Annotated in this window: 11 protein-coding genes and 1 pseudogene; 7 read left to right on the forward strand and 5 right to left on the reverse strand. The window is 32.2% G+C overall.

Annotated features, from left to right (window positions below):
- The first annotated feature begins 7 nt into the window (after positions 1-7).
- Both lqo and AC1Q7N_RS05730 read left to right on the forward strand, forming a co-directional pair.
- On the forward strand, positions 8-1507 hold the full coding sequence (gene lqo, locus AC1Q7N_RS05725; RefSeq protein WP_001830651.1) for an L-lactate dehydrogenase (quinone): 1500 nt from the start codon (positions 8-10) through the stop codon (positions 1505-1507).
- A 394-nt stretch (positions 1508-1901) separates the two neighbouring features.
- Positions 1902-2825, forward strand: coding sequence for a hypothetical protein (locus tag AC1Q7N_RS05730; RefSeq protein ID WP_001830655.1), 924 nt, complete (start codon positions 1902-1904; stop codon positions 2823-2825).
- 132 nt (positions 2826-2957) lie between these two features.
- On the opposite strand, the gene AC1Q7N_RS05735 is transcribed toward AC1Q7N_RS05730, so the two are convergent.
- Positions 2958-3848 (reverse strand): fructose bisphosphate aldolase, encoded by an 891-nt coding sequence (locus AC1Q7N_RS05735; protein ID WP_001830665.1) that lies wholly within the window; start codon positions 3846-3848, stop codon positions 2958-2960.
- A gap of 304 nt (positions 3849-4152) precedes the next feature.
- Positions 4153-5514: an FAD-dependent oxidoreductase gene (locus AC1Q7N_RS05740; RefSeq protein ID WP_001830662.1), complete on the reverse strand. Its 1362-nt coding sequence runs from the start codon at positions 5512-5514 to the stop codon at positions 4153-4155.
- A gap of 609 nt (positions 5515-6123) precedes the next feature.
- Between AC1Q7N_RS05740 and AC1Q7N_RS05745 the strand changes: the two are divergent.
- A pseudogene (locus tag AC1Q7N_RS05745) lies at positions 6124-6303 on the forward strand (IS5/IS1182 family transposase); the annotation flags it as partial.
- Positions 6304-6306: 3 nt separating this feature from the next.
- Here the strand turns inward: AC1Q7N_RS05745 and AC1Q7N_RS05750 are convergent.
- Complete coding sequence (locus AC1Q7N_RS05750) at positions 6307-6897, reverse strand: hypothetical protein (protein ID WP_001830659.1); 591 nt, start codon at positions 6895-6897, stop codon at positions 6307-6309.
- Between the two features lie 322 nt (positions 6898-7219).
- Here AC1Q7N_RS05750 and AC1Q7N_RS05755 point away from each other — a divergent pair, with 322 nt between their 5' ends.
- On the forward strand, positions 7220-8098 hold the full coding sequence (locus AC1Q7N_RS05755; protein WP_002489707.1) for a YdeJ family lipoprotein: 879 nt from the start codon (positions 7220-7222) through the stop codon (positions 8096-8098).
- A 103-nt stretch (positions 8099-8201) separates the two neighbouring features.
- On the opposite strand, the gene AC1Q7N_RS05760 is transcribed toward AC1Q7N_RS05755, so the two are convergent.
- Positions 8202-8633, reverse strand: coding sequence for a hypothetical protein (locus tag AC1Q7N_RS05760; RefSeq protein WP_001830680.1), 432 nt, complete (start codon positions 8631-8633; stop codon positions 8202-8204).
- A 265-nt stretch (positions 8634-8898) separates the two neighbouring features.
- Between AC1Q7N_RS05760 and AC1Q7N_RS05765 the strand changes: the two genes are divergently transcribed.
- Positions 8899-10236, forward strand: a complete 1338-nt coding sequence (locus AC1Q7N_RS05765) for an aspartate aminotransferase family protein (protein ID WP_001830675.1) — start codon at positions 8899-8901, stop codon at positions 10234-10236.
- A 127-nt stretch (positions 10237-10363) separates the two neighbouring features.
- On the opposite strand, the gene AC1Q7N_RS05770 is transcribed toward AC1Q7N_RS05765, so the two are convergent.
- Positions 10364-11815, reverse strand: a complete 1452-nt coding sequence (locus AC1Q7N_RS05770) for an APC family permease (protein ID WP_002489706.1) — start codon at positions 11813-11815, stop codon at positions 10364-10366.
- Between the two features lie 543 nt (positions 11816-12358).
- Between AC1Q7N_RS05770 and cidR the strand changes: the two genes are divergently transcribed.
- Complete coding sequence (gene cidR, locus AC1Q7N_RS05775) at positions 12359-13240, forward strand: cidABC operon transcriptional activator CidR (RefSeq protein WP_001830605.1); 882 nt, start codon at positions 12359-12361, stop codon at positions 13238-13240.
- An 833-nt stretch (positions 13241-14073) separates the two neighbouring features.
- Complete coding sequence (locus tag AC1Q7N_RS05780) at positions 14074-15024, forward strand: L-lactate dehydrogenase (protein ID WP_001830650.1); 951 nt, start codon at positions 14074-14076, stop codon at positions 15022-15024.
- The last annotated feature ends 62 nt before the right edge of the window (positions 15025-15086 follow it).

The following is a 15086-nucleotide window of genomic DNA, read 5'->3' on the forward strand; positions in this document are numbered from 1 at the left end:
GAACATTATGGCTATGTCTGACAAAAAAGACGTCGTGTTAATCGGTGCTGGTGTACTAAGTACTACATTTGGTTCTATGTTGAAAACGATTGCACCTGATTGGGACATTCATTTATATGAACGTCTAGATCGTCCTGGTATTGAAAGTTCAAATGAACGTAACAATGCAGGAACAGGACATGCAGCTTTATGTGAATTGAACTATACTGTACAACAACCTGATGGTTCAATTGATATTGAAAAAGCTAAAGAAATTAATGAACAATTTGAAATTTCTAAACAATTCTGGGGTCATTTAGTTAAATCAGGAGAAATTCAAAATCCTAAAGAATTTATTAATCCATTACCTCATATTAGTTTTGTTCGTGGTAAAAATAACGTTAAATTCTTAAAAGATCGTTATGAAGCGATGAAGCAATTCCCTATGTTCGATAATATCGAATATACTGAAGATATTGAAGAAATGAGAAAATGGATTCCATTAATGATGAAAGGCCGTGAAGATAAGGGCTACATGGCAGCGAGTAAAATAGACGAAGGAACTGACGTAAACTACGGTGAATTAACTCGTAAAATGGCTCAAAATCTTAAAAACTCACCAAACGTTGAAGTGCAATACAAACATGAAGTTGTTGATTTTGAACGTTTGTCTAATGGTAAATGGTCAGTTAAAATTAAAAATCTAAATAATGGACAAGTATTCGAACATCAAACTGATTATGTGTTTATCGGTGCTGGTGGTGGCGCAATTCCATTATTACAAAAAACTGGCATTCCAGAAAGTAAACATTTAGGTGGATTCCCAATCAGTGGTCAATTTATTGCTTGTACAAATCCGCAAGTTATTGAACAACACGATGCCAAAGTTTATGGTAAAGAACCACCTGGTACACCACCAATGACGGTACCTCACTTAGATACACGTTACATTGATGGTGAAAGAACATTATTATTTGGACCATTTGCAAACGTGGGACCTAAATTCCTAAAACATGGTTCTAACTTGGATTTATTCAAATCAATTAAACCATATAACATTACGACTTTACTTGCTTCTGCAGTTAAAAACTTACCATTAATTAAGTATTCATTTGACCAAGTCATCATGACAAAAGAAGGTTGTATGAACCATTTACGTACGTTCTATCCTGAAGCACGTGATGAAGATTGGCAAGTTTATACAGCTGGTAAACGTGTACAAGTTATTAAAGATACTGAAGAGAATGGTAAAGGATTTATCCAATTTGGTACTGAAGTGGTTAATTCTGAAGACCACTCAGTTATTGCATTACTAGGCGAATCACCAGGAGCATCAACTTCAGTATCAGTAGCACTAGAAGTTTTAGAGAAAAACTTCCCTGAATACGCGAAAGACTGGGAACCTAAAATCAAGAAAATGATTCCTTCATATGGTGAATCACTTATTGATGATGTTCAATTAATGAGAAAAATACGTAAACAAACATCTAAAGATCTTGAATTAGGATTCTATAATAAAGCAAAATAAAAAGATATAGCGTTATCTATTAATCCATATTAGGTAAAGTTGCTGTATTTAATCTTATAAATGCCTGAGACAATGAGTGTCTCAGGCATTTTTATATATTAACAGTCAATGGTGTTAATTTGCAGATGGAAGGGATTCAAATCAAGATCGTTAACTATCATATCCTTTGATAAGGCAGCGAAAAATTCAATACAAAGTATATTTCATATCTTTTCTTTAATTGATAGATAATTAATGAAAATTCATTTTTTAAAATTAATAAATAAAAATATGTATAGATAACTATATATTCAAAAACTTAAATAGTGTATTATAAATTTATAAATAGCAATTTAAAACTAAGTAATATTTAATTGTTATTTCTCTGTATATAAAAATTAAAAGGAGATAGAATATGAAAAAATTTTGGGGAATTTTATTAATTGTGATGTCAATTGCTCTTGTGGGATGTTCGAATAGCAATGATTCAGATCAATCTTCTAATGAAAAGTCATCATCAAAAAGTTCGGAGAAAAAAACGGATGTGGCGACTGAATATACAAAAGAGGACGAATATAAAGAACTAGAAAAAGAAGCTAAGGATCTTAAACAAAAGCCAGTTCTTAATGAAATCGATGCACTTATTACAGAAAAAGGTTTTACAAACAAAACGGGATTGCAAGGCTGGGAAGACTATAAAAAATTAGTGGATAAGGTAACACTTGCAGATTATAAATACACAAAAGAATCTAAAGGGTCATCTATAGAAGAAGTTAATAAGTTCTTTAAAGATAAAAAAGGTGTAGAGATTAAACGAATGAAAAGTAAGGAAAAAAATATTAAGCATATCAATTATATGTATGTAGATCCAGATGGTAAAAAAACAGGTGAAAATAAGCAACCTATGTCCTACGCTCAAATACTTGCAACATTTAAAGAAGGTAAATTAGTAGCTACAAATATTCAACCTGGATTTTTTGCTTTAGACAAAAAGAAAATGGTTAAAGCTAAAGACTTAGAAAAAGTTAAGACATTGGAAGATTTAACGCGTTTGAAAGATCCTAAAGCGACATCATATGGTATTTTACAGACGAAATATAAAGGGAAACCATACACTCAAGTTTCAATATTAGGCAGTGATTCTGATGAAGAGAATGATATTTCCTCAGCCATCTTAGCTTATTATCTATTTTCACCAACGGAATTAGATAGTGACGATAATCATAAATACGTTGAAGTTGCATCAGCGCCATTCTTAAGTGCTCAAAACGATTTTTCATCTTATCAACTAGGCGTATTTAAAAAAATTATCGAAAGTAGTATGTCGTTCGATGAATAATCAAAGGACAATATGTGTGTAAAGTATAAAAAAACCGTGTGGTCAGATTAATCTACCACACGGTTTTAATATTTATCTAGACAATGTGATGTTGTTTAGATAAAACATTGTTCGTTATGAACTGATAAATGATTAGTTTTTATTTACTGACGCATCATAGATTGAATCTACAGCATCGCCTAATGCTTTATCGAATTCTTCTTGTGATTGGCTAGCACGTAAGTCACTTGCTAATGCACGTGAGAAGCTTGCAATTAATTCATCGTTATCTTTTAACAATTTGTTAGCTTCATCTCGGCTGTAACCACCTGATAATACTACTACACGTACAACATTAGGGTGGTCAGCTAAATCTTTATATAAGTTAGCTTCAGTAGGAATAGTTAATTTTAACATAACTAATTGATCATCGTTTAATGAATCTAAACCTTTTTTGATTTCAGCTTTTAAAACTTTCTCAATTTCAGATTTATCTTTAGCATTAATATTAACTTCTGGTTCGATAATAGGTACTAAACCTTTAGCGATGATTTTTTTAGCGAATTCAAATTGTTGTTCAACAACATCTTTGATTCCTTGTTCATTAAGTTCAAGGATGTTAGAACGCATTTTAGTACCGAAGATATGACGTTCATTTGCACGATCTAAAGTTTCATCTAAATCATCAATAGGTTTCATTAATTGTACGCCATTTTTCTCTTCAGCAAGACCTTTGTCGACTTTTAAGAAAGGAACAACGCCTTTGTCCGCTAAATAGTCTCCAGTGTATTTACCTTCAACTTCGCGATCCATAGTTTGTTCGAATAAAATCGCACCTAAAATTTTATCAGGTGAAAATGAAGGTGAAGTTACAACACGTGTACGCATATCGTGAACAAGTTGGAACATTTCGTCTTCATTACTGTATTGGTCTTCATTCACACCATATTCTTTAAGTGCTTTAGGTGTACTACCACCACTTTGGTCTAATGCAGCAATGAATCCTTTACCATGAGTCATTTTTTCTAATTGTTCTTTATTCATACTTTCCACTCCTTAATATAACTTTCATATACAGTATGATAAAAATTACTTTTTATCTCAAGTTTTTCTACTTGAAAATGATGAAAAATCACATAATTGTTGTAATTAACTATGATTTAGATGTGTGAAATGTAAATAAATCGTAACAGTGGTTTTCCTTAAATGCATCATATCGTCAGAAACACCGATGAATAGAATTGAAAAAGTTTAACTGGTATTTGCAATTTAACTATCAACTGATAAAGGTTAAATCAACCTAGGACAACAATAGATAATTACTTTTTCCTATATCAGATTAAGAGATTTAGAATAACATCTTATCGCTACCAAATGTATCTCCCAATGCTTGTTGGGCTAACACATTAAGATAATGCCAAGGTCTATCATAATCAGGTTGGAAGAAGAAATCTTGGACAGCGAGCTGTTCAAGTGTGAAACCAGCAGATATTACTACTGAAATTGTGTTAATAGAAGCAGTAATATCTTCTTTTGACATGACTTGACCACCAAGTATACGGTGAGTGTCTTTATCATAAATAATTTTCATATGAATTTTCGTATCATCTTGCATAAACTGAGGACGAATCAATTCTTCTACGTATGTTTGACCTAAATTGCCATCATAATTATCGATTTCTGTACCGTGAATGCCAGTTTGTCCAAATTTATAATCAAATAATTGTAAACCTGAAGTACCAGAAACGCGTGGCATTGTCATTTCTTTACCCAACATGTTTTTTGCTGCGACAACGCCTTGACGTCTTGAATTTGTTGCTAATGCAATATAACGATCCTCAGATACTGGTGCAAAAGGAACTAATGTCGCATCGCCACCCGCATAGACATCTTTAGCAGATGTTTGTTGTTGGTGGTTAATGTTTATAATTCCTTTCTTACCTAAATCAATTTTATCTTTTAGCCACTCGGTAGCTGGTTCGACACCTACAGCAAATAAGACAGTATCTGCGTCATATTCATTTTTGTCGGTAACTACAGTAGTTACTTCGCCATTTTGATTTCCTGAAATTGATTTTACTGTTTCGCCACCTTTAAAATGAAGACCATGTTGCTGTGCATTTGTTTCTAATATGTCTGTAAATTCTTTATCTAAGTAAGTGTTTAATATACGATCAGCGACATCTACGATTGTAGTATCTATGTCTGCTTTAGCAAAAGCTTCAGCAGCTTCAATACCGATATAGCCACCTCCGACTACAACAGCCTTTTTGGCATCTTTCATGCGTTCTTTAATTTGATTTGCCCAATCACGTCCACGCATAAATAATACATGTTTATATTTTTCAATTCCATCGACTGGAGGGGTAACAGGTTTGCCACCAGGACTTAGGAACAATTTATCATAAGAATAAGTTGCTGTTTGACCTTGGTGTTCAACTACAACAGTCTTATTGTCAGTATCTAAATCTGTGACTGTGCTATTCGTATGAATATTTACACCTTGTGCCTTATAAGAGTCAACTGATGCGTAATGTAAATCATCTAATGATGATGAGATGTCTTCAAGATAACTTTGAATACCACAAGATAAAAAGGACGGTTGATCTGCACTTTCAAAAACTTGAATATCAGCATTTTCATCTTCTTTAAGCAATGTTTGGATCACTTCATATCCTGAATGAGATGTACCTACCACAATATATTTCATTATGAGGTCCTCCTTTTATTTATAAAAACGTATTGATTACGTTAGTTTTAGCAATTACATTATGATATTTACCCAGGTAGTTAAATTCTATTCAACGTCATTGAAAAAGTGATATATTCTTCAAAATTTTGTAAAAGAATTGGGGATTCGTTCACGTTCGATTAATATGGAACTTAAGTCATTGACTCAAGGATTTTTACATATGGGTAGTCGATAGTGGATTGAAATACGATTTTATCAAGTTTGTTTCAATATTTATGTTATTGGTAAGAGGGGATAATGTGTTCAAAATGTTTTGCGAAACTGTAGTTTAGTTATGCTTTTAGTTACTTAGATATTTATTTTACAAATATTGAAATTAAAAGGAGAGGCTGGGACATAATTCCTAGCAAAATAGCCAGTAAATGGGTTTTTTATAAATTCATTTACTGGCTTTTTATTTATAATACCTCGTATTGTTGTCTCGCTTTCTTAGGGGACAGCTTCAGCTTGTCCTGTTCTCTCAAGGACTCGCCAAAATACTTTGTCTTTATATGTGAAATACTAAAAAAATAAGACCCTTTCGTATAATTTAATAAACATCACTAAACTAAATTAACGAGGTGCCTTATGTATAAAGATTATAATGTGACTCAACTTACGCTACCAATGAAAACTTCATTTTTTATCCCCGCAAATGATATTTCACGACATGCAAATGATATTGTAGAAACAATTCCCGAGACTGAATTCGATGAATTAAGACATCATCGGGGTGCAACATCATACCATTCAAAAATGATTTTAAAAGAACTATGACATTTTACGTAAAGGTTGATGGTAAAGTGTAATGAAACCAGCAGTGAGTAAAAATAGACTTATTATACCATTTGTATTGAAATTTTTATCTTTCATACCAGTATTCGGTAGCATATCAGATGAACTTTGTTGTGGTAAGTCAGAAGATTGAACTTGACCTACGTAGTATGAATTGAGCTCACGTGTACTATCCACTGCTTGTGTCTGTTGAGTAGAGTGTCGTTTTACTTGTGAAGATGTTGTAGCAATATCTTGTGCAACATAACATTGTCGTGTATTGAGTTGACTATATTCTCCATAATTTCCACTTTTATATAGCACCACTCCATTTTTGTATACTTTATAAGTACCGACACCTGCACCAGATTTATTATTTATATCAATTGTGAAATAATCCCCTTTATCCTTAACTTTTTTGAAATTTTGTAAGTCCGGATTGCCACCACTATTTTTCATAGCTTGAATTGCTACAGCTTGTGCATCATGAGATGTTACTTCGGCTGCATGTGTCGTTGTGTCATTGACACTTGGAAATAATAATAATCCTGTTAATACAGTCGTTGCAATTAGAGAAATCTTTTTCACATTGATAACCCCATTTCGAATTGATGATATATGATGTATTTAAATTACTTTACGATTATAGTTTAGCACCTTGATTGCGAGATGATAGTAGTTTAAAAGAATTCAAATACAAATTTTAAGATACGTTAAAAATCTTAATAATCATAAACCATTGCTAATGATATAGCAGTAAAACAGACGGCAAGTATTGCTTCGTAAATAGCGAATCTTTAAGAATTTGTTAAATTGTTGTACATTTTTAAAAATAGTTAGTTTATAATTATTTTATAAAGTGGTTTATTTTGTTGAGTTAAATATATTAGAATGTGAGGGAGTATTTGAATTGAAGAAATTAGCAGTGATATGTGTGTTTACAATATTAATATTAGCTGGTTGTGGTCTTGGTGATAGTGATAATAATGGAAGCTCAACGATAAATGATGATCAACAATCAGGATATAAAAGTAACAGAGATTCAAAATCAAGTATAAGTAGAAATCAAACAGAAGATAATCAGCAGGACACACAACAAGATACCCATTCGAATAGATACTATGCTCAAGTTTGGTTAACTGCTTTAGATAGTTATAGAGGTGAAAGTGACCTTCCTTTTGACGATTTAGAAATTGTACATCAAAATATTTCTAATAAAGTTTTAGATCCCTATCACCCAGACGAATCAGCCAAACTACCTGAAGGAACAGAATTGTTAACAGCAAGTGTTACTGCAGCAGGTTCAGTTTATTATAAAAGTAATGGAGATGGCACAATTACAATATATAGTGTACCATCACATTTCCAAGGGAGTTGGCGTGACGCTGATTACTCTAAAAGAGAATCTCAACGCATTATAGATGATGCTCGTACAGTTAAGTTATACAACGCTAGTGAAAGTGAAATCAATAAGATAAGTCAGATGATGAGGACTGAATTTTCAGTTGGTGATAATTTAACAGATGAAGATGATACTTCTGAATCTGAAGATCAATCAAGTAGTTCTGATGAAGCAACGGTGACACGAAGTAATGTTATCGATATAGTTGAAGACTACGAAGGGCATCAATTAGATACAGACACATATATTTACAAAGAACCAGAAAAAGATAGCGATGGTAGTTGGGGGTTCTCATTTACAGATAAAGAAGGCCATTTAGAAGGATCTTATATTATCGATAAAGATGGAGAAGTAACGAAGTATGATGAAGATGGAGAGCCAGAATAACTAATAAGGCAGTAGAGATATCATAGTCTAATTATCTATGATGTTTCTACTGCCAATATTTATTTTATAATGTGTAAAAGACATTGAGATATGAGTTTTAAAATCATAAAATTTTTTTCGAAATGATAGGTAGACAAGTCGCCATTAAAATGATGAAAAAAAGATGTGCAACTAACCACCATGCAAATTCGTTCCAACTAAAGGAAAAAAATGGACGTTGCGCAAGAAAAACGAGAAGTGGATACATCAAAGTAAATATCAATACTAAAGGTAAGTATGCTAGATGATACAAGGATTTTGAATAATGATAGATAATTAAAAAGGCGAGATAAATCAATATTCCAATACTTAAATGAATCAGTACTTCAATAATTGTTGGCACTTCATCAGGGTTGATTAAAAAATCAATATTGAGTAATAACTGAGTTAAATGTGTGTTTTGTAGTAACACATCCATTAATATAGTTATAATAAGTAATATCACGCTAATCGTGGTTGCGCATAATAAATGATAAAATATTTTTAACCAATTCATATTAATCTCCTCCGTAAAACATTTTATTCTAAATTCCCTTTAAACATATATTCTAAGCCTCAATGACATATATTTCTTTATCACAAAAGATTCGGAACGCAAATATTCTAAATTATCAGAAAATATTTACAAATCTGAAAATTATTAGTATATTGATTACTATCCTATTAATATTGATTTATTTTAAAACGATAGCAGTTGATAGTTTTATAGCTTCATATGTAGATAGCTATATTAAAAAGAGTCACTATTGGGAGGGAACTCAATGAGTAAGGTTAATCATTTGATAGATGAAGATGAACGTTATTTTGCACATTCTGGACGGATTAAATATTATCCTCTAGTTATTGATCATGGTTATGGAGCCACGTTAATCGATATAGACGGTAAGTCTTATATTGATTTATTAGCAAGTGCAAGTTCGCAAAATGTGGGTCACGCTCCGAAGCCAGTAGTCGAAGCAATTAAGAACCAAACTGAGAAATTTATTCATTATACACCAGCATATATGTATCATGAACCGTTAGTGCGATTATCAAAAAAATTATGTGACATTGCTCCTGGAAATTATGAGAAAAGAGTTACTTTCGGATTAAGTGGCTCTGATGCTAATGATGGGATTATAAAGTTTGCACGAGCGTATACAGGACGTCCATACATCATAAGTTTTACTAATGCATACCATGGTTCAACATTTGGTTCATTATCGATGTCTTCAATTAGTTTGAATATGCGTAAGCGTTACGGGCCATTACTTAATGGATTTTACCATATACCTTTTCCCGATAAGTATAGGGGGATGTTTGAGCAAGCTAAACCTAACACAGTTGAGGAATATTTAGCTCCTTTAAAAGAAATGTTTACAAAATATGTCCCTGCGGAGGAAGTTGCATGTATTGTGGTTGAAACAATTCAAGGTGACGGTGGCTTACTTGAACCCGTACCAGGTTATTTTGAAGCATTACAAGAGCTTTGCCACGCTCACAATATTCTTATTGCAGTCGATGATATCCAACAAGGATTAGGTCGTACAGGAAAGTGGAGTTCCGTAGATCATTATCATTTTACTCCAGATTTAATGACATTTGGAAAGTCATTAGCTGGAGGTTTACCAATGTCTGCGATTGTAGGTCGTAAAGAAATCATGGAAAGTCTTGAAGCACCTGCTCATTTATTTACAACTGGTGCAAATCCTGTAAGTTGTGAAGCAGCCTTAGCTACGATAAAGATGATTGAAGATGAAGATTTACTAAACGCTTCATGGAAAAAGGGGAGTTACGTTAGAAAAAGAATAGACCCATGGATAGAACGTTACCAATATGTAGGTGATGTTCGAGGTATTGGATTATCAATTGGAATAGACATAGTATCAAATAAAATTGAGAAAACTAGAGATTCTGAAGCAGCATTAAAGATATGTAATTACTGCTTTGAAAATGGTGTGATTATCATAGCAGTTGCGGGTAATGTTTTAAGATTTCAACCACCACTTGTGATTACCTATAAGCAACTTGATAAAGCATTAGATACAATAGAAGAGGCGCTTGAAAAGTTGGAAAGAGGAGAATTAAATCAATATGACATTAGTGGTCAAGGTTGGTAAGAAGCATGTAGATGAATAGCAATTCCTCGATAATAAATAACAATATTAATATAGGGAGTGGGACAGAATTCATAACGAGTTCATTGTCCTACTCCCTATATTTTAATTTAATCTATAAGTCTTTCATTTATTTTCTAGGTACTTGATACGCTTCTTCATCATTCTTTTTGGAATGTCTAATTCCATAAATTAAATAAATAATTATACCTACAATAAACCATATCAGTGTATACAACTTAGCTTCAAAACTTAATCCCCAAAATACTAGCAATACTAATATAAATGTAATTGCAGGCAATATAGGATATAAAGGTAATTTAAACTCTGGCTTAGGTAAATCTTTCCCTTCACGTTTTCTTAATCGATACATTGCTAGTGACACAAACATGAATGCAACAAGGGTACCTGCGGAAATCAATTGTGCTAAGAAAGCAAACGGGAACATTGATCCGATAACTACGCCAATGATTGTAAGTATGACAAGTGCTCGATTAGGTAAATGTTTGTGATTCAATTGACTTAACCAAGAAGGGAGTAAACCATCTCGTCCAAATGAATATAATAGACGTGAACCTGCAAGCATCATACCGATTAATGCAGTGAACATACCGATGACAGAAATTGCTTGAACAACTGCAGCAATAATACCATGACTACTTTCTCGTAATGCCCAACCTACTGGCTCTGCATTATCAGCGTATTGAGAGTAATGGAACATGCCAACAAGAACAAGTGCTACGGCCACAAACAATACAATTGCTACTATGAGTGACCCTAAGATTCCTCTAGGCATTGTCTTCTGTGGATTAATCGCTTCAGCTGAATTAGCAGCAATAGAGTCAAAACCAATATAAGCTAAAAAAATCATTGAAACTCCAGCATAAATACCTTGCCAACCTCCAAAGTCGCCAGTTTCAGTAACTTTATGTTCTGGAATAAAAGGTATATAGTTACTGAAATTAATCGCAGTTAGCCCAACAATCACAAATAAAATGATGGCCAACACCTTTAATATAACCAATACATTTTCCATACGAGCGGCTTCGTTCATTCCGCGTGATAATAGTAATGCAGTTAAAATAATCACTACAGCAGCAATGATATCAATGACACCACCGTTACTTCCAAATGGATTAGATAATGATTTAGGTAAAGAAATGCCCAATGGTGCAATAAGACCTCTTAAGTTAGCAGAAAAGCCTGAAGCAACGAAAGCAACAGCAATAAAGTATTCTGCTAAAAGCGCCCAACCGGCAACCCATCCGAATAATTCACCAAAAAGAACATTAATCCATGAATAAGCTGAACCAGCAAAAGGCATTGTAGATGCCATTTCTGCATAAGTAAAGGCTACAAGACCTGCCACAATAGCAGCTAATAAGAATGACAATGAAACAGCAGGTCCGGCATGCTCAGCCGCGACAACACCTGGTAAAGTGAAGATAGATGTAGAAACAATTGTACCAACACCTAGTGCAAGAAAGTCGCGTACACGTAATGTGCGTTTAAGATGCCCATCTTTACTTTGATAAATAGTAGGATTCTCTTTTCGAGTCATCCGATTAAAAAAACTTCCCATAACAAACCTCCATAACATCAACTTACTATTAACATGAGTCAGCAAACATTCCTTAACAATACGTATTAAAAAATCATCTACATGTAGATAAAATGAATTGGCTGATTCTGATAATTAATATAATAGCACAGAAGATAAATATTTTGTCTAAAAATTCTGAAAAATTAACAAAAATTATTTTCCTCAGTGATTAAGTTAATATAGTAAAATTTCAATAGGCTAAAAAGGATATAAATTGAATGTTAATATCACAGGAATTTTCATTTATGGTATTTGTCATGTATTTCTTCACATGATTTATAAATTAGTAAAGTAATTATATTTGTAAAACATGTTATCGTAAAAGAGAGCATCATGATAATGATGAAAAATAATCGGTATTAGTCAATTAAAACAATTATATACACGGAATTATTGTTCAATGAGTGTTAGTGTAAATGATTAATTGAAGAAGTTATGTTAAAAAAATGCTAGATATCAAACGATGGTTCTATGAGAGAAGATATCCATCAATCAAATGTTGATAATTAAGGATGAATGTAAATGGAAATTAAACAAATTAAATATTTCGTAGAAGTTGTACGACAAGGTGGTATGACGCAAGCATCTGAACACTTATACATTGCACAGTCAACGATTAGCAAAGCGATTAAAAATATTGAAAATGAATACGATATTACATTGTTTGACCGGTCACAAAAACAAATAAAACTAACAGATATAGGTCAAACATTTTATGATAATAGTTTAGAATTTTTAGCTTTATTCGAGAAATTATCTTTAGAAATGAATGACATTGTGAACGTTCAAAAAGGTCATATTAAAATAGGCTTATCACCAATGATGAATGTTCAAATGTTTACAAATGCATTGAATCAGTTTCACAGACTCTATCCTAATGTGACATATGAAGTGATTGAGGGTGGTGGTAAAATTGTTGAGAACTTAACATCTAATGATGATGTGGATATTGGTATTACTACATTACCTGTAGATCACACTGAATTTCATTCAACTTCTTTATATAATGAAGAATTATTATTAGTAGTAAGTAATGACCATCATTTAGCACATTTAAATAAAGTAGACATGGCAGATTTGAAAGATGAAGAGTTTGTTTTATTTCATGATGATTATTATTTAAAAGATCAAATTATAGAGAACTGTAAAAGGCTAGGCTATTACCCTAAAACTGTTGCTAATATTTCTCAAATTAGTTTTATCGCTAATATGATTCAACAAGGAATAGGAATTAGTATCGTTCCAGAAAGTTTAGTTAATTTAATGGGGAATAACGTAACGTCCATTCAATTAGAGAATGTTGAATTATCATGGCATCTTGGCGTGATATGGAGAAAAGATGCTTATCTCAATCATGTAACTCGCAAATGGATTGAATTTATTTCTGAGATGAAACCAACATAGGTCAATATTTAGTAAAAGATTTTATATCAAAGTCGATATTACAACTTGTCAATTTTTAATAACGCCAAAGATATGTAAGAGGCACAAACACATCTTTAATGTATTGTACATATGCACGTAAATTTCATTAAGGTACACCAATAGTTCTCACTCCACAATTTAAATATTAAAATGACTAGTACATAAATTGAAGTGTGCTTTTCAAGTAGGTGTTTATACTTAAATAACTGAGCCTGAGACATCGATATTTGTCTCAGGTGTTTTGTATATTGGAAGTTAATGGCTGAATTTAAAATGTGCCGAAGTAAATCTTTATATTATAAATTCTTTAAAAAGGTATACGACGGTAGATATTTTAATCAATTACTATTTTTTTGATGTTTTGACGTTATATTTATTGATAAATATTTGGAATTCACTGTATTTAATTGTTAGTTTATACATAGAGGTGGGTATGGCCTAGTAGGTAGTCTTTTAATAAAGGCATTGAATTGATGTCTTTATTGACGAAAAAGACCGCGATTAACTCATATTCGTTTATTTCATATATGAATAAACAAAGTATTACATTTTTCTATAGGAAACCTATTCCTTTTATGAATGGTTAACATCGTTATTATGTATTTTATTAATACTTTGTCACGTACTATAATAATAAACGTAATAAAGTTAGTCGCTGAATTGATTGCTTCAGAAAAGTGTTGAAAAATTGTCATTAAAATGAATTTTTTATATCTGAACTGAAGTAAAATTCTAGTTATTTTAATAGAAATATTATACAAATAAGCTAACACAGTTATTTGTGTAACTTTATTATGAAGGAGTTCGTTAAAATGAAAAAATTTGGGAAAAAAGTTGTTTTAGTAGGAGACGGTTCCGTAGGTTCAAGTTATGCATTTGCTATGGTGACTCAAGGAATTGCAGATGAATTTGTAATTATTGATATTGCAAAAGATAAAGTGGAAGCAGACGTTAAAGATTTAAACCATGGTGCACTTTACAGTTCTTCACCAGTGACTGTAAAAGCTGGAGAATATGAAGATTGTAAAGATGCAGATTTAGTTGTTATTACAGCAGGTGCACCTCAAAAACCGGGTGAAACTCGTTTACAACTTGTTGAGAAAAATACTAAAATCATGAAAAGTATCGTAACTAGTGTCATGGATAGTGGCTTTGATGGTTTCTTCCTAATTGCTGCAAACCCAGTTGATATCTTAACACGTTATGTTAAAGAAGTTACAGGTTTACCAGCTGAACGTGTTATTGGTTCTGGTACAGTGCTTGATAGTGCAAGATTCAGATATTTAATAAGTAAAGAATTAGGTGTTACATCAAGTAGTGTTCACGCTAGCATTATAGGTGAACATGGTGACTCTGAACTTGCAGTTTGGTCTCAAGCAAACGTTGGAGGTATTTCAGTGTATGATACATTGAAAGAAGAAACTGGTAGCGATGCTAAAGCGAATGAAATTTATATTAATACAAGAGATGCTGCTTACGATATCATTCAAGCTAAAGGATCTACGTATTATGGTATAGCTCTAGCACTATTACGTATTTCTAAAGCTTTACTAAATAATGAAAATAGTATTTTGACAGTTTCTAGTCAACTTAATGGTCAATATGGATTTAACGATGTTTATCTTGGCTTACCAACACTTATCAATCAAAATGGTGCAGTTAAAATTTATGAAACACCATTAAATGATAACGAACTACAATTACTAGAAAAATCAGTGAAAACTTTAGAAGACACTTATGATTCTATAAAACATTTAGTTTAAAACTTATGAGAATGACGAAGATGTTTTGAGTGAACTTAATTTTTGAAAGGAAATGAATATAA

It is taken from the genome of Staphylococcus sp. GW823-FHT05F06 (assembly GCF_058795495.1).

Bases quoted from the DNA above. Each gene is read 5' to 3' on its own strand.
- AC1Q7N_RS05760 (WP_001830680.1), bottom strand. From the start codon at position 8,633: ATGAATTGGTTAAAAATATTTTATCATTTATTATGCGCAACCACGATT.
- cidR (WP_001830605.1), top strand. From the start codon at position 12,359: ATGGAAATTAAACAAATTAAATATTTCGTAGAAGTTGTACGACAAGGT.
- AC1Q7N_RS05740 (WP_001830662.1), bottom strand. From the start codon at position 5,514: ATGAAATATATTGTGGTAGGTACATCTCATTCAGGATATGAAGTGATC.
- AC1Q7N_RS05765 (WP_001830675.1), top strand. From the start codon at position 8,899: ATGAGTAAGGTTAATCATTTGATAGATGAAGATGAACGTTATTTTGCA.
- AC1Q7N_RS05780 (WP_001830650.1), top strand. From the start codon at position 14,074: ATGAAAAAATTTGGGAAAAAAGTTGTTTTAGTAGGAGACGGTTCCGTA.
- AC1Q7N_RS05770 (WP_002489706.1), bottom strand. From the start codon at position 11,815: ATGGGAAGTTTTTTTAATCGGATGACTCGAAAAGAGAATCCTACTATT.
- AC1Q7N_RS05735 (WP_001830665.1), bottom strand. From the start codon at position 3,848: ATGAATAAAGAACAATTAGAAAAAATGACTCATGGTAAAGGATTCATT.
- lqo (WP_001830651.1), top strand. From the start codon at position 8: ATGGCTATGTCTGACAAAAAAGACGTCGTGTTAATCGGTGCTGGTGTA.
- AC1Q7N_RS05730 (WP_001830655.1), top strand. From the start codon at position 1,902: ATGAAAAAATTTTGGGGAATTTTATTAATTGTGATGTCAATTGCTCTT.